Source organism: Streptomyces sp. NBC_01317 (genome assembly GCF_035961655.1).
GTDB lineage: Bacteria > Actinomycetota > Actinomycetes > Streptomycetales > Streptomycetaceae > Streptomyces.
Genome location: NZ_CP108393.1, coordinates 4614924 through 4635019 on the forward strand (window position 1 = coordinate 4614924; position 20096 = coordinate 4635019).

Here is a 20096-nt window from a genome sequence, read left to right on the forward strand (position 1 = left end):
CCTTCTCCGTCCTGGTCGTGAAGAAGCTGTACCAGGGTCAGAGCTGACGTCCGGATTCCGGACCCGGCCGCCGTCGCCCTTCACCGCCTCTGTCACCGCCAGCCACTGCCCTCTACAGATCGCCTGAGCCGCTCATGATCGAGATTCCGTCCGACCTGAACCCGGACCTCGTCCCCCTCGCCTTCCTCCTCGGCCGCTGGGAGGGCGTCGGCGTGTTCGACTTCCCCGGGGACGAGAAGGCCAATTTCGGCCAGGAAGTCACGTTCAGCCACGACGGCAGGGACTTCGTCGAGTACGTCTCGCACACGTGGGCGCTCGACGCCGAGGGCAACAAGCTCCGGCCCATCGAGTCCGAGTCCGGGTTCTGGCGCATCGACAAGGACCGCAAGGTCGAGGTGGTGATGGTCCGCGACCAGGGTGTCGTGGAGATCTGGTACGGCGAGCTGGCCGACCAGAAGCCGCAGATCGACCTGGTGACCGACGCGGTGGCCCGTACCGCAGCCGCCAGCCCTTACAGCGGCGGCAAGCGGCTCTACGGCTATGTGAAGAGCGACCTGATGTGGGTCGGCGAGAAGGCGACGCCCGAGGTGCCGCTGCGGCCGTACATGTCCGCGCACCTCAAGAAGGTCGTCACCCCGGACCAGGTCGCGGCCTGGGCCAAGGATCTCGGTGACCTGCCGGACGACGGCATCGCGTTCTTCAAGTAGATACGGGTCTTCAAGTAGATACGGGTCGCCGCGTACGGGGCTCCTGGGACCAGCCACAAGCGGCTCCCGCCCGCCTACACTGGTCCCGTGGTGAGCACCGACTGGAAGAGTGACCTGCGCGAGCGCGGCTACCGGCTGACGCCCCAGCGCCAGCTTGTCCTCGAAGCCGTCGACACCCTGGAGCACGCGACCCCGGACGACATCCTCTCCGAGGTCCGCAGAACCGCCTCCGGCGTCAACATCTCCACCGTCTACCGGACCCTGGAGCTGCTGGAGGAGCTGGGCCTGGTCTCCCACACCCACCTGGGACACGGCGCTCCGACGTACCACCTCGCCGACCGCCACCACCACATCCACATGGTCTGCCGGGACTGTACGAACGTGATCGAGGCGGACGTCGCGATCGCCGCCGAGTTCACCAGGAAACTCCGCGAGGACCACGGCTTCACGACCGACATGAAGCACTTCGCGATCTTCGGGCGCTGCGCCGACTGCGCGGCCAGGCCGGCTCCCGGTCCGGAGTCGTAGCCACCCGCCCTCGCCCCGGACACGGGGTGGCGGCGAGTCGTACGCTTACCGGTATGAAGAGCCCCTTGCTGTTCCTGCCCGGAGCCGTCGCCGCAGAAGGATCGGACGAAGAGGTCGCCGCCCACTACGGCGACCTGTTCCGAGAACAGCGCGCGCTCGCGGACGGCACCGGACTCGTCGACCTCTCCCACCGCGGGATCGTCGCGATCACCGGCGACGACCGGCTGGCCTGGCTGCACCTGCTGCTCACCCAGCACGTCAGCGAGCTGGCCCCGGGTGAGGCGACCGAGGCGCTGGTCCTCTCCGCGAACGGCCACATCGAGCACGCCCTGTACCTGGTGGACGACGGTACGACCACCTGGACGCACGTCGAACCGGGCACGCGCGAGGCGCTCGTCGCGTACCTGGAGTCGATGAAGTTCTTCTACCGGGTCGAGGTCGTGGACCGTACCGACGACATCGCTCTCGTCCACCTGCCGGCCGGTTCCATCGCCGAGGTGCCGGACGGGACCCCCGTACGGGAGACGGCGTACGGCCGGGACCTGTTCCTGCCCCGCGCCGACCTGGAGGCCTACGCCGCCGCGCACGGGCCGCTGGCCGGGATCCTCGCGTACGAGGCCCTGCGCGTCGAGAACCACCGGCCGCGCCTCGGCTTCGAGACCGACCACCGGACGATCCCGCACGAGCTGGGGTGGATCGGCAGCGCCGTACACCTCCAGAAGGGCTGCTACCGGGGCCAGGAGACCGTCGCGCGCGTCCAGAACCTGGGGAAGCCGCCGCGGCGGCTCGTCTTCCTGCACCTGGACGGCAGCGAGGTCCTGCTGCCGGGGCACGGCACCCCGATCAGGCTCGCGGCGGACGGCGCGGAGGGGCGGCAGCTGGGCTTCATCACCACGTCGGCGCGCCACCACGAGCTGGGGCCGATCGCGCTGGCCCTGATCAAGCGGAACGTGCCGGTGGACGCGGAGCTGATGGCGGGGGACACGGCGGCGGCGCAGGAAGCGGTCGTGGAGGTCTGAACGATCTCTTTTGTACGGTCCGCCTGAGCGACCTGCTCGTGCGGTCCGCCCCGCCTCACATCTCCAGCTGCACCGTGAACGGGCCGTGATTCGTCAGCGAGACCCGCATGTCCGCCCCGAACCGGCCCGTCTCCACCGTCGCCCCCAGCTCACGCAGCCGCGCCACCACCTCGTCGACCAGCGGCTCGGCCACCGGTCCCGGCGCGGCGGCGTTCCAGGTCGGGCGGCGGCCCTTGCGGGCGTCCCCGTAGAGAGTGAACTGCGAAATCACCAGGAGCGGGGCGTTCACGTCCGAACAGGACTTCTCGCCCTCCAGAATCCGCATCGACCAGAGCTTGCGGGCGAGTTGTCCCGCCTTCTCCGCCGTGTCCTCGTGGGTGACTCCGACCAGCACACACAGGCCTTCACCGATGATCTCGCCCACGGTTTCCGTCCCCGCGTCCGTCACCACGGAGACCTTCGCGCCGTCGACCCTCTGCACCACCGCTCGCATGACGACCAATCTAGCGGGGGCCGAACGGGTGCAGAGTGCCCGCACGTGCAGGTGCATGAGTGGCACCATGCTCGGAGGCGGTGCGCTCGCGCACCGGTCGAGGGATGGGGAGTACGCGTGACGAGTACATCTGGCGCCGGGCAGCCGTCCGGCCCCGTACCGAGGACCCGCACCACCAGCGGTACGGGCAGCAGCCCCGCGGCCAGGGCGGTGGGCGGCCAGGCGGGCGGTCCGCTGGGCGGCGGCGGGCACGCGGGTCAGGGCATGGGTCCGGGCGTGGGTCCAGGTATGGGGCCGGGGACGGGTCCTGTCGCGGGCCCGGTCAGGGGCGCGGTGCAGACCGGTGGTCACCCCGGCGGGCACTCGGGAGGGCGGCCCCCGGTCCAGCGGGCCGGCGGCGAGGGCGTCCTGCCCGCCCCCCGGCCGTACGACTTCACTGTGCTGCGCCTGCCCGAGCTGCGCGCGCTGCGCCGCGACTCGCAGCGCGACGAGGCCGACCTCAGCTACCTGCGGCGGCTGCTCCAGGGGCGCATCGACATCCTGCGGGCCGAGCTGGCGCGCCGTACCGCGCCCGAGACACCCGTCGTGGACCGCGTCCCCGGGACGTCCGTGGTGGACAGGCTCTCCGAGATCCTCGCCGACGCGCCCTCCCGGCACCGCTCGTCCGCCCGGCATGTGACGCTTTCCACTCCGCGCAGCGAGGAGTACCGGCTGCTGGCGGCGGAGACGCTCGCCGAGGTCGAGCTGTCGGACCTGGAGGCCCGTACGGACGACGAACTGCACAGCGCGATGGGGCGGCTGGTCCGCAACGAGCAGCAGATCTCGCGCCGCCGTCACCAGCTCCAGCGCACGGCGGACGACTGCATCGGGGAGATCGCACGCAGGTACCGTGACGGGGAAGCACAAGTGGACGACCTGCTGACGTAAGACCGATCGGTCGAAGGCTCACGAGGCCGCGCCGGCGGGGTCCGTCCGTACCGTACTCCGTCACGGAAGGCCGACGATGACGTCTCACACCCCCGCCGTACCCCCGGCAACAGCACCGGGCGGCACCTCTGTCGTATTCCCGGCCGTGTCGCCGGGCGGCGCCCCCGCCGTATCCCCGGGCGCCCCGCGCGAGGTGCCGCCGGTCCTCGCCGAGGTCGTACGGTCCGGATTCACCGAGGGGCACCACCGCGGGACGCTGGTGCTGCTCGCGGCGGACGGCAGTGTGGAGTTCGCGCTCGGTGACCCCGGCGTCCCGGTCTTCCCGCGCTCCAGCAACAAGCCGATGCAGGCCGCCGCCGTGCTGCGGGCGGGGCTGGACCTGGCGGGGGAGCGGCTGGCGCTGGCCGCCGCGAGTCATTCGGGCGAGTGGTTCCACCTCGATCTCGTACGGACGATGCTCGCCGAGCACGGACTGACCGTCACCGATCTGCGGACGCCGCCGGACCTGCCGCTGGACCAGGTGGAAGCAGAAACGTTTCTCGCCGCCGGTGGGGTGCGGGACCGGGTGGTCATGAACTGCTCGGGCAAACACGCGGCGATGCTGGCCGCCTGCGCCCTGAACGGCTGGCCGACCGACACGTACCTGGACCGGGACCATCCGCTCCAGCGGCTCGTCCACACGGTGGTCGAGGACGTCTCGGGCGAACGGGTCGCGGCGACCGGTACGGACGGCTGTGGCGCCCCCCTGATGGCGATAAGCCTCACCGGCCTCGCCCGCTCCTTCCGCCACTTCGTGCTCGCCGCCCCGGGTTCGGCGGAGCGGCGGGTGGCGGACGCGATGCGGGCGCACCCGGAGTACGTGGCGGGCACCCGCCGGTCCGACACCTGGCTGATGCGGGGGGTGCCGGGGGCGCTGTCGAAGATGGGCGCGGAGGCGGTCCAGGCGGTGGCGCTGCCGGACGGCCGCGCGCTGGCCTTCAAGATCGACGACGGCGGGATCCGGGCGCTGGGGCCGGTCCTGGCGCGGGCGCTGGAGCTGCTGGGGGTGACGGCGGAGGTACGGGAACGGATCGGGCGGGCGCCGCTGCTGGGCGGGGGCGTGGAGGTGGGGTCGGTGCGGGCGGCGTTCTGAGGGGGACGGCGTTCTGAGAGGGACGGCGTTCTGAGGTCGGCGGCGGCGGCCCGCCTGGCCGGATCGCATCCACGTGCACCCGATTCAAAATCCACCTGATTCAAATCCACCCGATTCAAATCCACGTGCACCCGATCGGGTGAACGACATAGCGTGAGATCCATGAGCCTTGAGGTCCGCACCGTCACCGAAGCCGAGTTTCCCGACTGGCACCGCGCCCTGAACACCGGATTCCTGCGGCCGCCCGTCTCGGCGGACGACGTCGTGGCGTCGCGACGGGCCACCGCCGACCTGACCCGCACGCTGGGCGCCTTCGACGAGGGCCGCTGCGTCGCCACGTTCCGGTCGTTCACACAGGAGCTGACGGTCGTGGGCGGCGCCACGCTCACGGCCGACGCGATCTCGAACGTGACCGTCTCCCCCACCCACCGCAGGCGCGGACTGCTCGGCCGGATGATGGGCGCGGACCTGGCGGCGGCGAAGGAGCGCGGCGACGCGGTGGCCACGCTGATCGCGGCGGAGTACCCGATCTACGGGCGGTTCGGCTTCGGCCCTGCCACGTGGATCACCGAGTGGGCGATCGACGTGGCGCGTACGGGACTCGACCCCCACAGGTCCGGCCCGGACGACGGCGGCAGGATCGACCTGGTCGACATCGCCGACGTACGGAAGATCGGCCCCGAACTCCACGACCGGTTCCGGGTCACGCAGCCGGGCGCGATCGACCGCGACGAGCGCTGGTGGCGCAGGGAGACGGGCCTGGACCCCTGGGTCGTGCCCCAGACCGAGTCGTACTACGCGGTGTACCGCTCGGCCACGGGCGAAGTGGAAGGCATGGTCCGGTATTCCGCGGACGGCGTATGGGGAGACGCCAAGACGCCGCTGAGCACCGCGTCGGTGCAGGGCCTGATCGCGCTGACGCCGGCGGCGGAGCGCGCGCTGTGGCAGTTCGTCTGCTCCATAGACTGGGTGGCGACGGTGAAGACGGGCCACCGCGCCCCGGACGACCTGGTGACCCGCTTCCTGCCGGACCCCCGGGCGGCGCGCGTCGTCACGCACGCCGACTTCCTGTGGGTACGGATTCTCGACGTCGTACGCGCCCTGGAGGCCCGCACGTACGCGGCCCCCGGCACGCTGGTCCTGGAAGTCCTGGACATCGCGAACCTGGCCTCCGGCCGCTTCCGCCTGGACGCCTCCCCGACGGGCGCGGTGTGCGCGCCGACCACGGAGTCGCCGGATGTGGTGCTGGACGTACGGGAGTTGGGCGCGCTGTACCTGGGAGACGAATCGGCGGCGACACTGGCGGCGCTGGGCACCCTGACGGAGGAAACCACAGACGCCGCCGCCCGGACGGACCTCCTCTTCCACACGCCACGACGCCCTTGGTGCCCGGACGTCTTCTGAGTCCGAGGGGGTGTCCTCCGGACCCGGTTCCGCGCGCGGCGCACGGAAGCGGGGGCCGTACCACTCCCGCCTCCGGCCCTGGACCCCTCCTGTCCCCGCCCCTGGACCGCTCACGCCGTCCGGGTCCTGAACAGGGTCCCCGACATCGCCGTCGCCACTGCCAGGATTCCCCCGCACCAGGCCAGGGCCGTCCACGGGGTCGAGCCGACCGGCTGGTGGTCGGCGAAGGCATGGAGCCAGGTGGGCATCGTGTCGATCGGGACGAAGGCGCTGCTCGGGTAGGGGGGTTTTGGCGAGCAGGCCCGCCGCCGCGGAGAGCCAGGAGACCGCCACGACGAACGCGAGCAGGAGGCCGGTCGCGCTCACGCCGACCGCGGTGGTGGCGGAGCCGAATCCCGCGGGGCCGGGGCCGGGGTCGGGGTCGGTGGGCCGCGCGTCTGGGTGACCGGGTTGCGGTTCGTGTTGTCCTCAATCGCCGGACGGGCTTGGTTGTGCCCGCTGCGGCCCGGTGGGCTGGGTGCGGGTTGTTGCCGGGGGCCGGGCAGGGGTCGTGTCCTGCACTGCATGTTTTACGTCGCGTTCGGGACCTTGTTTGGTTCGGGTTCGCCACGCGACACAAAACACGCTCTACGTTCCGGACACGACCCCTGCCCGTCCCCCTTCCAGGCCCGCGTCAAACAACCCGGCCCGCTCCGGTCTTTAAGCCTGTCCGGCGCTTGAGGACATCCTTGACCCGCGCATGCGCACCGCGCAGGGGGCACACTCCAGCCCGTCCGGCGCTTGAGGACGCAGTGACCCGCACCCGCGCACCGCGCAGGGGCACCATCCAGCCCGTCCGGCGTTTGAGGACGTTGGTAAGCGGCACCGTCCACCGGGCAGAGGGGAGGCGTCCCGGGCGGGCGGGGTCGTTGAGTTCACCCTCGGCGTGAGGGGGGTGGGGTCGGAGGAGGTGCGTGTGTCCGGACGTAAAGCGTGTTTTGTGGCGCATGACTACCGGTGAACTATGCGAGCTCCTGAGGCGCCGTAAAACATGCAGTCCGGACATACGTACCTCCGCAGGCCCCGCCCCCCGTCACCACGACAAACCCAAGCCCGTCCGGCGATTGAGGACATCAGTAAGCCGCGCCCGCGCACCGGGCAGACGCCACAAACAAGCCCGTCCGGCGATTGAGGACAAGCAGTAAGCGCAACGAACACCGGCGTAGCCTCGGGCACATGCACCGCCACGACCAAGACCTCGGCCTGCGCGAACGCAAGAAGGCGCGGCAGTACCAGGTCATCTCCGACACCGCCATCACGCTGTTCCTCGCGCACGGCTTCGACCGCGTCTCCGTCGCCCAGATCGCCGCCGCCGCCGACGTCTCCAAGCCCACCCTCTTCCGTTACTTCCCCACCAAGGAAGACCTCGCCCTCCACCGCTTCGCCGACCACGAGGACGAGCCCGCCCGCGTCGTGACAGGCCGGGCCGGCGGCACAAGCCCGCTCCAGGCGCTCCGGCGGCACCTCCTCGACGGGCTCGATCGCCGCGACCCCGTCACGGGGCTCAGTGACCACCCGGAGGTGCTCGCCTTCCACCGTCTGCTGTACGGGACGCCGAGCCTCGTCGCCCGGATGTACGGGTACCAGCAGCGCAGCGAGGCCGCGCTGGCCGCCGCGCTCGGCGGCGGGATCGGGGGGGCGCTCAGCGCGGGGCAGATCGTCGCCGTCCTCCGCGTCCTCGCGCTGGAGAACTGGCGCCGCGTCGCGGCGGGCGAGAGTGCCGACGACGTCTACCCGGACGCGGTCGCGGCGGCGGAACTGGCGTTCGGGCGGCTGCGCACCGGGTTGCCGGACAGCCCGTCCGACAGCCCGCCGGACAGGGCGAGCGATACTCAGTAAAATATGTTACCGGGTTGCGTTATCCTTGGTGGAATGACCGCCCCGGACCCCGACCTCCTCCGCGAACTCGACCGCGAACGGACCTACCACCAGACCTGCCGCACCGCCCTGACCGGCATGGTCGACGACGCGGCCCAGCAGGTCGTCACCGGCGAGAACGCCTTCGCCTCCGGCGCCGACGCCGAGGTGCTCGGGCGCCATCTCCGCAGCCGCGCCAAGGAGTTGCGCCTCGAACCCGACAGCCCGCTCTTCTTCGGGCGCCTCGACTTCGACGGTGCGGCCGGTGACCACAGCCGGCAGAGCTACCACATCGGCCGCCGCCGGATCAGCGAACACCCCTCCGCCCCACCCCTGGTGGTCGATTGGCGCGCCCCCGTCTCGCGCGCCTTCTACCGCGCGAGCGCGAGCGACCCGCAGGGTGTCGCCGTCCGGCGGCGGTTCGGCTGGGCGCCGTGGAGCAAGGGGGAGCCGGAGGACCTGACCAGCCTGGAGGACGAGCAGCTGGCGATGCCGGAGACCGGGGGCAGCGCGGTCCCCACAAGCGCGATCCTCACCGGCGAGATCGAGCGCCCGCGCGTCGGCCCCATGCGCGACATCGCCGCCACGATCCAGCCCGAACAGGACGAGCTCGTACGGTCCGAACTCGGCCGCTCCGTCTGCGTCCAGGGCGCCCCCGGCACCGGAAAGACCGCCGTGGGCCTGCACCGGGCCGCGTACCTGCTCTACACCTACCCGCAGCGGATCCAGCGCGCCGGACTGCTGATCCTCGGCCCCAACCGCACGTTCCTCGCGTACATCTCCGAAGTGCTGCCCGCCCTGGGCGAGATCGGCGTCCGGCAGTCGACCGTCCGCGACGAGATCGCGCGCCACCCGGTGCGTACGGAGGACTCCGAGGCGGCGGCCGCCGTCAAGCACGACGCCCGCATGGCGGAGGTGCTGCGCCGGGCGCTGTACGGGAGGGTGTCGGCGCCCGCCGAACCGCTCACCGTCCCGGACGGCTCGTACCAATGGCGGCTCGAGGTCGAGGAGTTGGCGGGGATCGTCGACACGGTACGGGCCGAGGCCCCGCCGTACGCCACCGGCCGGGAACGGGTCCGCAGCCGGGCCGTCCGGGCGCTCCAGCTCCAGGCGGAACGCCGGGCGGGGCCACGGTCCGCGCAGTGGGCGCGGAAGGTGAGCACGTCGCGGGGCGTCACGGCGTATCTGGACCGGGTCTGGCCGAAGGCGACCCCCGAGGAGGTGCTCGCGGCGCTGCTCGCGGACCCGGAGGCGCCGGACGGTCCGTGCGACGGCATCCTCGGCGCGGCCGAACGCCGGGCCCTCCACCGCCCCCGCCGGGGCGTGCCGTCCGCGCGGACGGCCAAGGCCTTGCCCTGGTCGGCGGCCGACCTCGTCCTGCTGGACGAACTCGCGGGCCTGATCGAGCGTCCCGAGGGATACGGCCACGTGGTCATCGACGAGGCGCAGGACCTGTCCCCGATGGAGTGCCGCGCGATCGCGCGCCGCGCGGAGTTCGGTTCGCTGACGGTGCTGGGCGACCTGGCGCAGGGCACGACGCCGTGGGCGGCGCGTTCGTGGCCCCGACTCCTCGCGCATCTGGGCCGGCCGGAGGCGGCCGTGGTCCCGCTGACCGTCGGTTTCCGGGTGCCGGGGGCGGTGGTGGAGCTGGCCAACCGGCTGCTGGGGGCGCTGGAGGTCGACGTACCGCCGTCACGATCGCTGCGTTCGGATGGCGAGTTGACGATCCGTCAGGTAGGGGAGCTGGTCCCTGCTGTGGTCCGTACGGTGCGTACCGCGCTCGCCCACGAAGGGTCGGTGGGCGTCATCGCGGACGGCCCGGAGGCGGACCGGCTCCGTACCGCCCTCACGGCGGCCGGCATCGCCACGGCGACGGCCGACGAACTCGGCACCACGGCGGCCCGGGTGACCGTGCTCCCCGCGAGCGCGGCGAAGGGCCTGGAGTACGACCACGTCGTCCTGGTCGAACCGGCCGCGATCGCCGGGGCGGAGGCGCGGGGGCTGCACCGCCTGTACGTGGCGCTGACGCGGGCGGTGTCGCGCCTGGACATCGTCCACCACCGGCCGCTGCCGGGAGAGTTGGGTCGGCCGGGCGGACGCTGACGGCTTGACCTCGAGTCCGGTTGACATCTGAAGCTGATCCGCGTGAATACGACTGGGATGGACGAAGCGACGCGGGCAGCCGAGACCGAGGCGATCGGGAACCCGGGCACCCCGATCTAGGTCATGGCGAAGGAGGCCGGGCGACGGCTGCTGGTGGCCTGCCAGAACACGGAGGTGCTCGGTACGTGAGCCCGAGAGGTGACGGCCCTCAAACCGCCGTCGGCCGCGCGGTGTTCGCCCGTACGGCGTCCGCGATCGTCCGCGCGACGGCGGCCGGCGGGACGTGGGTCGTGTCGAGGACCGTGGCCTCGCGGCGCAGCCAGGGCAGCGCTTCCTCGTACGGCGTGAGGTGGTCGAGCCGCCACCGTACGGCCGACAGGCTCTCGGGCGCGGTGTCCGTGCGGATGCGGGTGGTGAGGGTGTCCCGGTCGGTGTGCAGGACGAAGTGGTGGACGGGGATGCCCTTGGCCGCCAGCCCGGTGCGGATCTCGGTCCAGTACGCCGCCGTGAGGACGGTCTGCGGCACGACGAGCACGCCGCCGACGTAGCCGAGCACCTGAGCGGCGGTCTCCACGACCAGGCCGCGCCAGGGCGTCCACTCCTGGAAGTTGGTGTGGGGCACGGAGTTCAGGACGTGCCGCAGCATGTACCCGACCTCTTCGGGGTCGAAGACCCGCGCCTGCGGGAGGAGCCCGGTCAGCTCCTTCGCCGTGGTCGTCTTGCCCGCCCCGAAGGTCCCGTTCAGCCAGACAATCATGGCGTCGAGGTTATCCGGCCCTGTGCGGGGGCGCCCGGCCCTCCTCCGGGCCGAGACGTCGACCACGTCCGACGGGACATACCTCCGGCCCGTTAACCGGTTGTGGCTCGTTGTCGCTCTCTGCTCTAATCCGTCGACAACAGAGACAGGTCGACCCAGGAGATGGTTATGCGCGGAACGTCGGAGTCCCACACCACGGTAATTTCTGTCTACCTGGAGGACCTGACGCTCTGTGAGTACGCTGAACCTGGGAATTCTGGCGCACGTCGACGCCGGTAAGACGAGCCTGACCGAGCGGCTGCTGCACAACGCCGGTGTCATCGACGAGATCGGCAGTGTCGACGACGGCAGTACCCAGACCGATTCGCTGGCGCTCGAACGGCAGCGCGGCATCACGATCAAGTCCGCCGTCGTCTCGTTCGCCGTCGATGACGTCACCGTCAATCTGATCGACACCCCCGGCCACCCGGATTTCATCGCCGAGGTGGAGCGGGTGCTGAGTGTCCTCGACGGCGCGGTGCTGGTCGTGTCGGCCGTGGAGGGGGTGCAGGCGCAGACTCGGGTGCTCATGCGGACGCTGCGGCGGTTGCGTATTCCCACGCTTGTCTTCGTCAACAAGATCGACCGCCGGGGCGCGGGGTACGAGCGTGTCCTGCGCGCCCTCGCCGAGAAGCTGACCCCCGCTGTCGTCCCGATGGGCAGCGCGAGCGGCCTCGGCACGCGGGCCTCCGCCTTCGTCCCGTACGGGCCCGGCGACGCGGCCTTCACGGACCGGCTGGCCGATGTGATCGCCGACCACGACGACGCCTTCCTCGCCGCGTACGTGGACGAGGAGGCGCCGATCTCGTACGGGCGGCTCAGGGACGGACTCGCGGCGCAGGTCAGGCGGGGTCTCGTACACCCGGTGTACTTCGGGTCCGCCGTCGACGGCGTCGGTGTGGACGCGCTGACCGCCGGTATCAGGGAGTTGCTGCCACCGGCCGGCGGCGACCCGGACGGTCCGGTGGCGGGCACGGTCTTCAAGGTCGAGCGGGGGCCCGCCGGGGAGAAGATCGCATACGTACGCCTCTTCTCCGGGACGGTGCGTGTGCGCGACCGGCTGCGTTTCGGGCGAGTCGGCGGGCGGGCCGGCGGCGCGGCGGACGAGGAGGGCAAGGTCACCGCGATCAGCGTCTTCGAGCAGGGCGCGGCCGAACGCCGGGACGAGGTGGTCGCCGGGCGGATCGGGAAGTTCTGGGGGCTCGGTGAGGTCCGGATCGGTGACTCCGTCGGGGATCCGGACGACGACCTCGGCGACGACCTCGGCGGCGGCCTCGGCGGCGGCCTCGGCCCCGACCACTTCTTCGCACCGCCCGCACTCGAATCCGTCGTCGTGCCCACCCGCCCCGCCGACAAAGGCGCGTTGCACGTCGCGCTCGGCCAACTCGCCGAGCAGGACCCCCTGATCAACCTCCGGCAGGACGACGTACGCCAGGAAGTCCTCGTCTCGCTCTACGGCGAGGTGCAGAAAGAAGTCATTCAGGCCACTCTCGCCGACGACTTCGGTATTGATGTCGCATTCCGCGAGACGACCACCGTCTGTATCGAACGACCCCTCGCGACGGGCGAGGCGGTCGAGATCAAGGGAAAGGAGATCAACCCCTTTCTCGCCACCATCGGACTGCGCGTGGACCCCGCGCCGGTCAATTCCGGGGTGGAATTCCGGCGGGAGATCGAGCTGGGATCCCTGCCGTTCTCGTTCATCAGGGCGATCGAGGAGACCGTCCACGACACCCTCCGGCAGGGCTTGTACGGATGGCAGGTCACCGACTGCGTGGTCACCCTGACCAGGTCCGGCTACTCCCCGCGCCAGAGCCACGCCCACGCCGTCTTCGACAAGAGCATGTCGAGCACGTCGGGGGACTTCCGTAACCTGACCCCGCTGGTCCTGGTCGCCGCGCTGCGGGAGTCGGGATGCGGGGTGTACGAGCCGATGCACCGCTTCGAACTCGAAATCCCCGCCGACGCGTTCGGGCCGATCATGCCCGTCCTGACGAACCTCGGGGCCGTACCGTACGCGCCGGAGACGCGGGGCCCGGTGTGCCTGCTGTCGGGTGCGATCCCGGCGGCCCGGGTCCACGAGCTGGAACGGCGACTGCCCACCCTCACGCACGGCGAGGGCGTGCTGGAGTGCGCCTTCGACCACTACCGGCCGGTCCAGGGGGCGATCCCCGTACGGTCGCGGGCGGACCACAACCCGCTGGACCGCAAGGAATATCTGCTGAAGGTCGTACGGCGGGCGGGCGGGAGCCACTGAGGTACGGGGAGGAGAGGCGCGGTCGGTACGGGCGGCGGGGCGGCCAGGAGGTCACGCCGGCCGCGCCGCCCGGGACGCCCGCGACGACTCGATCATCTCCAGCGACACCTGCCACAGCCGCGCCGCCGCCTCCGGGTCCCGCGCGTGGTCCGCGACCCCGCCGGGCGGAGTCCCCGGTACGTACCGCACCGCCTCCTCGCAGTCCTCGAAGTACCGGCCCCCCACCCCCTCGACCAGCGGCGAGGTCGCGACCAGGACGGCCGTGGCCGCGCCCTGCTGCGGGGTCTTGAAGGCACCCTCCACGGCCACCGCCGCGTCGAGGTCCTCCTTGCTCATGTGCCGGGTGAGATTCGACAGGATCGGGCCAGGATGTACGGCGTTGACGGTGATGCCGTCCCCGGCCCACCGCCGGTTCGCCTCGACCGCGAACAGGACGACGGCCGACTTGGACTGCGCGTACGCGACCACCGGGTCGTACGGCCGGGTCCGGAAGTGGATGTCGTCGAAGTCCACCCCGGCCCGTACGTGCCCGCGCGAGCTGAGCGCGACGACCCGCGCCCGGTCCCCCGCCGCGAGCGCCGGGTACAGGCCGGTGGCGAGGGCGAAGTGGCCGAGGTGGTTGGTGGCGAACTGCGTCTCCCACCCTTCCGGCGTCCGCCATTCGGGTGTCATCATCACGCCCGCGTTGTTGACGAGGATGTCCAGCGGGCCGTGCCAGGCGGCGACGAAGGCCGCCACCGAGCCCTGGTCGGCGAGGTCGAGCGGGACGACGGCGAGGTGCTTGTTCCCGGTGGTCGACGCGATGTCCCCGGCGGCCCGCTCACCGGCCGTGACGTCCCGTACCGCCAGGGTCACCTCGGCGCCCGCCCCGGCCAGGGCGCGCGCCGTCTCGACGCCGATGCCGGAGGACGCGCCGGTCACGATCGCGCGCCGGCCGGTGAGGTCGGTGCCGGCGATCACCTCCGCCGCCGTGGACTCCGCGTCGAACGGGGTGGTGATGCGTGCGGGCTCGGTCATGGTGCTGCCTCTCTGCTGCTCCGGGGTGCCGTACCTCCAGCGAACCACCGGCGGGGCGCTTCGGCAGGGCGGTACGGGGCCCGCTTCCACCGGGGGTCCGCCAGTACCCCTCTCGCGGCGCGGGACACCGTACGGAGACACCTCGCCCGGCGACAATCTGACGCTCCGTGAAGTGACGGATACTCAAATGACTTGCCTGTGAAGGAATATGGCGGGACCGGCGCCTCTCACGCTTCATGCACGACACAGTGATCGGTAGTATCCGCCTGTGACTCCCTCCCCACAGGACCCGCTTTTCTGGGCGCTGATACTCGCCGTCGTCCTGGCCGGATCCGGGGTGCTGATCCGTCGGTACCGCAGAGCCGCACGGGGCGCCGAAGAACGGATCCGCGCCCTCCACCGCGAGATCGACATCCGGGACGCCGAGGCCAGACACCTTGCCCACACCCGCGTACCGACGCTGCTCCGGGGCATCTGGCAGGGACGCGACACCGACGAGGTGCCCGCCGCGCTCCACCCGGCCCTGGCCGGAACCCCGTTCCTCGCCACGCACGAGGCGGTGCTCCAGCAGTTCCGCGAGGTGACCACGCAGGCCACCGGGCGCGCCGAGGACGGCGCCAAGGCCGCCGTCTCCACCGTGACCCGCTCCATGCAGGGGCTGCTGAACGACACGACCAACGCGATCGACGCGATGCTGCGCCGGCACCACGACCCGGCCGTCCTGGCCGACGCCAACGACATCGACCACGCGAGCAGCCAGCTCGTGCGCCGCGCCCAGGCCGTGAACGTCCTGACCGGCTCCTGGCCAGGACGCCAGCGCCGGGACTCGCCGCTGCTGGACGTCGTCCGCGGCGGGGTGTCGAAGATCCGTGACTACGACCGGGTCAAGATCACCGGCGAGCCCGCGTACGGGGTGGTCAGCGGCGCGGTCGAGCCCGTCGTGCTGGCGATCGCCGAACTGCTCGACAACGCGGCCCGCCACTCCGAGCCCGGCTCCGACGTCCAGGTCTGGTTCGTCCAGGCCCACAACGGCGTCAGCGTGATGATCGACGACTCCGGCGTCGGCCTCAAGCCGGAGGCGAAGGAGGCGGCGGCGCGGCTGCTGAGCGGCGAGGAGGAGGTACGGCTGACGCAGCTGGGCAGCCGGCCCAAGTTCGGCTTCCCCGTGGTGGGGGTCCTCGCGAAGCGGTACGGGTTCCGGGTCGCCGTCGACCAGGATTCGATCTACGGCGGTGTACGGGCCGGGCTCTTCCTGCCCTCGGAGCTGCTGGTCACGGTGGACACCGAGGAGCCGCGCGCGCAGCCGCACGGCCGGGCCGCCGAGGAGCAGCGGGGGGCGGAGTCCACTGAGAAGTCCGACAAGAAGCGGGGCGGGAAGCCGGGCGGGACGTCCGCCGAGAAGCCGGTCGTGAAGCCGGCCGCAAAGGTGGCCGAGAAGTCCGCCGTGCGGCCCGACGCGGACAAGCGGACGGACAGGAGCGAGGAGGCGGAGACCTCCGACGACCCCGGCGAACTCCTCCTCCGCCCCGACGGCCTCCCGCAGCGCCGTCGCCGTACCACCGCACGCGCCCTCCCCGAGGAACGCTCCGTGCCCGCACCCCCCGTCCGCACCAGCCGCAACGTCGGGGCCTTCGCCCGGGGCGTCCGCAACGCACAAGACCGCCGTACTTCGGAATCAGAACGAGAGGACGACTGACCCATGACGAACTCAGTTTCCAAGGTGGGTGACCTCGGCTGGATTCTGGACGAGCTGCTCAGGACCCCCCACACGCTCCGCGCGATCCTGCTGTCCTCCGACGGTCTGATGTCCGCCTCCTCCGAGGGGGTCGAGCGCGACATGGCCGACCGGATGGCGGCCGCCGTCTCCGGCATGCAGGCGCTCAGCCGTGAGGCGGCCGAATTCGCCGACTGCGAGGGGGCGTGGGAGATGACCATGATCCAGTACCGGGGCGGTTACCTCTTCGCCATGGCCGCCGGGGACGGCTCCTACCTGGCGGTCTCCGCCGACGGGGACGCGGACGTCGAGAACGTGTCGTACGCGATGGAGGAGACGGTCGACCGGCTCGGCCAGCAATTGGGTATCGCCTCGCGGGTCGTCACAGGCGCCGGCTCGTGACGCCGCCGGCCCGGCAGGGCCGGGGCAGCGGCCTGGTACGCCCGTACGTGGTCACGGGAGGCCGGTCCGCGCCCAGCCGCAACACGTTCGACGCGGTCACCCTCGTCATGATCCTCCAGAGCGACCTGTCCCGCGCCGAACTCACCCCGGAGCAGCGCGCGGTGCTCAACCTCTGTGGCCAGGGCGCCCTTTCGGTGGCGGAGATCGCGAGCCATCTGGAACTGCCGCTCAGTGTGCTGCGTATCGTGCTCGCCGACCTGATGGAGAGCGGTCACATCACCACACGGTCGACGATCCTGACGGCGAGGACGCTCGACCGAGACATCCTGGAGGCGGTCCTTGCTGGACTCCAAGCGCTTTGAATCCGCCGCCGGCACCCATCTGCGCGGCGACGAGACGGCCGTCAAGATCCTGGTCGCGGGCCATTTCGGGGTCGGCAAGACGACGTACGTGAAAACGTTGTCGGCCATCCGTCCCCTGCTCACCGAGGAGTTGATGACCACCGCGAGCGAGGGCACCGACGACCTCAGCGGGGTGCCGGGCAAGACCACGACGACGGTCGCGATGGACTTCGGGCGGCTCTCGCTCAGCGACGACCTGGTGCTGTACCTGTTCGGGGCCCCCGGGCAGGAACGCTTCTGGTCCGTTGTGGCGGACCTGTCGCGCGGCGCCCTCGGCGCGCTCGTGCTGGCCGACACCCGAAAGCTCGGGGACAGTTACCCGGTCCTGGGGCTGATGGAGGACCTCGGCCTGCCGTACGCGGTCGTGGTCAACCTCTTCGACGGCGCGCCCACGTACGAACTCCCGCAGCTCCGGGACGCGATGGACCTCGCGCCCGAGACGCCGCTGGTGATCTGTGACGCCCGCGACCACGCGAGCGCCAAGAACGCGCTCGTCGAACTGGTCACCCACCTCCTCACCCTGACCCCGGAGCCCGCACGATGAGCACGCCCGTCACCCCGGACTCTGCCCCGGCCGCCGCCCCGGACGCACCCGCGGCCCTTCCCGCGCCCGCGAGCCCCTCTGCGTCCGCGGCCCCGCCCGCGCCCGCGACCCCGCCCGCGTCCGCGATCCTGTCCGCGCCCGTGCCCCTCGCTCCTGACTCCCTCATGCCCGGCGACTCCCCGGCCTCCGTCCCGATCCAAGTCCCCTCCGGTGGCTGCCCGTTCGCCGCGCGGGCTTCGGCCGGCGCGCTGGGTGAACTCCCGCGCATCCACGGGGCGGAGTTCACCGCCGACCCGCACGCCACGTACGACAAGCTCCGCGCGCAGGGCCCGATCGTGCCGATCGAGATCGCCGAAGGGATGTACGGGTACCTCACCACCACGTACCGCGCCGCCCTCCACCTCCTGCGCAACACCCCCGACAAGTTCGCGAAGGACCCCCGTCATTGGGTGGCGCTGCGCACCGGACAGGTCCCTCCCGGCACCCCCTCCGCGGCCATGATGGAGCCGCGCGACAACGCGCTGTGGATGGACGGCATGCCGCACACCCGGCTTCGCAAGTCCATCACCGACACCCTGGACCTGATCGACACCCACGCCCTGGTGGCGACGGTGAGCCGGATCGCCGACACCCTCATCGACGCGATGGCGCGGCGCCCGGAGTTCGACCTCGTGGCCGACTTCTCCGACCCGCTGCCGATGCAGGTGCTCATCGAGCTGTTCGGCTGCCCGCCCGACCTCGGCCGCAGGATCATCGAAGCGATCGGCCGCCTCTTCGACGCCGGGGCGGACGCGGCGGAGGCCAGCGCCGAGGTCGCCACGGCCTGCCTGGAACTGACCCGCCTCAAGCGCGCCGAGCCCGGCAGCGACGCCACCTCCTGGCTGATCGCCCACCCGGCCCAGCTGACCGACGTCGAGATGATCCAGCAGATCCTCCTCGTCGTCGGCGCCGCCACCACCCCCAGCTCGAACCTCATCGCCAACGCCCTGCTGCTGATGATCGACGACGAGCGGTTCAGCGGCAGTGTGTACGAAGGGGTCCACTCGGTCTCCGAGGCGATGGACCAGGTGCTCTGGGAGGACCCGCCCCTCGCCAACTACTCGCCGCTGTACGCCCGCAGGGCGGAGACGTACGAAGGGGTACGGCTGGAGCCCGGCGTCCCGATCCTGGTGAGCTTCGCCGCCGCCAACTCCGACCCCGCCCTCAACCACGCCACCCACCGGCGCGCCGGCAACCGCGCGCACCTCGCGTTCAGCGCCGGTGTCCACGGCTGCCCGGCGCCCGACCTGGCGGGCATCATCACCGAGACCGCGGTCGAGCGTGTCCTCGACCGGCTCCCGGACCTCAGGCTGTCCTGCGACCGCAAGGACCTGACCCGCAGGCCCGGCACCTTCCACTCCGGCTGGACCGCCCTACCCGTGGTCCACACCGCCGTGGTTCCCCTCTCCGCACCACACCATGGAGTGCATTGATGGACGCCCAGCCCACCCCCGGCCCCACCTCCGCCCCCGCCGCCGGCTGCCCCTTCCGCATCGACCCCGCCGCGTCGGACATCCACGCCGAGGCCGCCGCGCTCCGCGCCGGCGGTCCCGCCGTCCAGGTGGAGCTGCCCGGCGGGGTGGTGGCGTGGTCGGTCACCGAGACCGCGCTGGCGAAGCGGCTCCTCACCGACGACCGGGTGTCCAAGGACGCGCACCAGCACTGGCCGGCGTACATCCGCGGGGAGATATCCGAGGGGTGGCCGCTGCGCCTGTGGGTGGACGTACGCAACGCCCTGACCGCGTACGGCGACGAGCACACGCGGCTCCGCAGGCTCATCGGCCCCGCGTTCAGCGCCCGCCGGGTCCGCGCGCTCACGCCCGCGATCGAGGGCATCGTGGCGGAACTGCTGGACGAGCTGGCCGCGTTGCCCGCAGGACCGGAGGGGTACGTCGACCTGCGCGCCCGGTTCGCCTGGCTGCTGCCCCTCCGGGTGGTCAACACGCTCCTCGGGGTGCCGGAGGAGATGCACGAGGCGTTCCGCACCACGATGGGCGGCCTGTTCGCCACCGACCACACCCCGGAAGAGGCCGTCGCGGGAGTGGTCGCGGCGTACGAGCAGATGGCGGCCCTCGTCGCCGTCAAGCAGCTCCATCCGGGGGAGGACGTCACCAGCGACCTCGTCAACGCGAAGGATGACGAGACGGGTACGGGCCTGGCCCAACAGGAACTGCTCGACACGCTGTTGCTCCTGATCGGGGCCGGCCACGAGACGACCGTCAATCTCCTCGACCACGCGATCGCCGATCTCCTCGACAACCCCGAGCAGTTGGCGAGCGCGAAGGACGGCCGGGTCCCCTGGGGCGACGTGGTGGAGGAGTCGCTCCGCCACCAGGCGCCCCTCGCGAGCATGCTGATGCGGTTCGCCGTCACGGACATCGAGGACGAGGAGAGCGGCCTGACGTTCCGTCAGGACGAGCCGATCGTCATGAACTACGGCGCCATGGGCCGCGATCCGGCGGTGCACGGGGACGACGCGGAGAGCTTCGACATCACCCGTACCACCCGCAAGGAACACCTGGCCTTCGGCTACGGCGTGCACTACTGCCTCGGCGCCGAACTGGCCCGCGTGGAGGCGAAGATCGCGCTGTCCGCGCTGTTCGACCGCTTCCCGGACCTGACCCTCGCCGTGCCGGCCGCCGAGCTGCGCCCGCAGGAGTCGTTCATCTCCAACGGCCACCGCGAACTGCCGGTCCACCTCACGGGGCGCTGAGCCC

Annotated in this window: 18 protein-coding genes and 1 pseudogene; 15 read left to right on the top strand and 4 right to left on the bottom strand. The window is 71.6% G+C overall.

The window, feature by feature from the left end; genetic code table 11:
• The first annotated feature begins 134 nt into the window (after window positions 1–134).
• From OG349_RS19915 to ygfZ, 3 genes are all read left to right on the top strand, one after another.
• A complete protein-coding gene (locus tag OG349_RS19915; protein ID WP_161306923.1) occupies window positions 135–707 on the top strand; it encodes an FABP family protein in 573 nt (190 codons plus the stop codon).
• Window positions 708–794: 87 nt separating this feature from the next.
• Complete coding sequence (locus tag OG349_RS19920; protein WP_327235890.1) at window positions 795–1235, top strand: Fur family transcriptional regulator; 441 nt, start codon at window positions 795–797, stop codon at window positions 1233–1235.
• Between the two features lie 53 nt (window positions 1236–1288).
• The gene (ygfZ, locus tag OG349_RS19925; protein WP_327235891.1) at window positions 1289–2254 is read left to right on the top strand and encodes a CAF17-like 4Fe-4S cluster assembly/insertion protein YgfZ; all 966 of its coding nucleotides are present in this window, start codon (window positions 1289–1291) and stop codon (window positions 2252–2254) included.
• A gap of 55 nt (window positions 2255–2309) precedes the next feature.
• Here ygfZ and dtd read toward each other — a convergent pair whose 3' ends face one another.
• A complete protein-coding gene (gene dtd / locus OG349_RS19930; RefSeq protein WP_161306926.1) occupies window positions 2310–2747 on the bottom strand; it encodes a D-aminoacyl-tRNA deacylase in 438 nt (145 codons plus the stop codon).
• 264 nt (window positions 2748–3011) lie between these two features.
• On the opposite strand from dtd, the gene OG349_RS19935 reads away from it, so the two are divergent.
• The 3 genes from OG349_RS19935 (at window position 3012) to OG349_RS19945 (ending at window position 6210) form a co-directional block, all read left to right on the top strand.
• Window positions 3012–3674, top strand: a complete 663-nt coding sequence (locus tag OG349_RS19935) for an RsiG family protein (protein WP_327238633.1) — start codon at window positions 3012–3014, stop codon at window positions 3672–3674.
• 76 nt (window positions 3675–3750) lie between these two features.
• Window positions 3751–4806 (top strand): asparaginase, encoded by a 1056-nt coding sequence (locus OG349_RS19940; RefSeq protein ID WP_327235892.1) that lies wholly within the window; start codon window positions 3751–3753, stop codon window positions 4804–4806.
• Between the two features lie 162 nt (window positions 4807–4968).
• On the top strand, window positions 4969–6210 hold the full coding sequence (locus OG349_RS19945) for a GNAT family N-acetyltransferase (protein WP_327235893.1): 1242 nt from the start codon (window positions 4969–4971) through the stop codon (window positions 6208–6210).
• A 110-nt stretch (window positions 6211–6320) separates the two neighbouring features.
• Here the strand turns inward: OG349_RS19945 and OG349_RS19950 are convergent.
• Window positions 6321–6576: pseudogene (locus tag OG349_RS19950) on the bottom strand (ABC transporter permease); the annotation flags it as partial.
• 849 nt (window positions 6577–7425) lie between these two features.
• On the opposite strand from OG349_RS19950, the gene OG349_RS19955 reads away from it, so the two are divergent.
• Window positions 7426–8088: a TetR/AcrR family transcriptional regulator gene (locus OG349_RS19955; protein WP_327235894.1), complete on the top strand. Its 663-nt coding sequence runs from the start codon at window positions 7426–7428 to the stop codon at window positions 8086–8088.
• Between the two features lie 33 nt (window positions 8089–8121).
• Window positions 8122–10209: a HelD family protein gene (locus tag OG349_RS19960; protein ID WP_327235895.1), complete on the top strand. Its 2088-nt coding sequence runs from the start codon at window positions 8122–8124 to the stop codon at window positions 10207–10209.
• Window positions 10210–10417: 208 nt separating this feature from the next.
• Here the strand turns inward: OG349_RS19960 and OG349_RS19965 are convergent, their stop codons facing one another.
• Entirely contained in the window at window positions 10418–10966 is a 549-nt protein-coding gene (locus OG349_RS19965; protein ID WP_327235896.1) for an AAA family ATPase, read from the bottom strand.
• A gap of 232 nt (window positions 10967–11198) precedes the next feature.
• On the opposite strand from OG349_RS19965, the gene OG349_RS19970 reads away from it, so the two are divergent.
• Window positions 11199–13262: a translation factor GTPase family protein gene (locus OG349_RS19970; protein WP_327235897.1), complete on the top strand. Its 2064-nt coding sequence runs from the start codon at window positions 11199–11201 to the stop codon at window positions 13260–13262.
• A gap of 51 nt (window positions 13263–13313) precedes the next feature.
• On the opposite strand, the gene OG349_RS19975 is transcribed toward OG349_RS19970, so the two are convergent.
• Complete coding sequence (locus OG349_RS19975; protein WP_327235898.1) at window positions 13314–14279, bottom strand: SDR family NAD(P)-dependent oxidoreductase; 966 nt, start codon at window positions 14277–14279, stop codon at window positions 13314–13316.
• 268 nt (window positions 14280–14547) lie between these two features.
• Between OG349_RS19975 and OG349_RS19980 the strand changes: the two genes are divergently transcribed.
• Genes OG349_RS19980 through OG349_RS20005 form a run of 6 tightly spaced genes read left to right on the top strand, consistent with a single transcriptional unit; the run spans window position 14548 to window position 20092 of the window.
• A complete protein-coding gene (locus tag OG349_RS19980; protein WP_327235899.1) occupies window positions 14548–15975 on the top strand; it encodes an ATP-binding protein in 1428 nt (475 codons plus the stop codon).
• A 3-nt stretch (window positions 15976–15978) separates the two neighbouring features.
• Entirely contained in the window at window positions 15979–16395 is a 417-nt protein-coding gene (locus OG349_RS19985) for a roadblock/LC7 domain-containing protein (RefSeq protein ID WP_161309034.1), read from the top strand.
• Window positions 16392–16757, top strand: coding sequence for a DUF742 domain-containing protein (locus OG349_RS19990; protein WP_327235900.1), 366 nt, complete (start codon window positions 16392–16394; stop codon window positions 16755–16757). The genes OG349_RS19985 and OG349_RS19990 overlap by 4 nt, the downstream gene beginning before the upstream one ends.
• Window positions 16738–17340, top strand: coding sequence for a GTP-binding protein (locus tag OG349_RS19995; protein ID WP_161309036.1), 603 nt, complete (start codon window positions 16738–16740; stop codon window positions 17338–17340). The genes OG349_RS19990 and OG349_RS19995 overlap by 20 nt, the downstream gene beginning before the upstream one ends.
• A complete protein-coding gene (locus OG349_RS20000; protein WP_327235901.1) occupies window positions 17337–18812 on the top strand; it encodes a cytochrome P450 in 1476 nt (491 codons plus the stop codon). The genes OG349_RS19995 and OG349_RS20000 overlap by 4 nt, the downstream gene beginning before the upstream one ends.
• A complete protein-coding gene (locus OG349_RS20005) occupies window positions 18812–20092 on the top strand; it encodes a cytochrome P450 family protein (RefSeq protein ID WP_327235902.1) in 1281 nt (426 codons plus the stop codon). Before OG349_RS20000 ends, OG349_RS20005 begins: the two co-directional genes overlap by 1 nt.
• Window positions 20093–20096 lie beyond the last annotated feature (4 nt).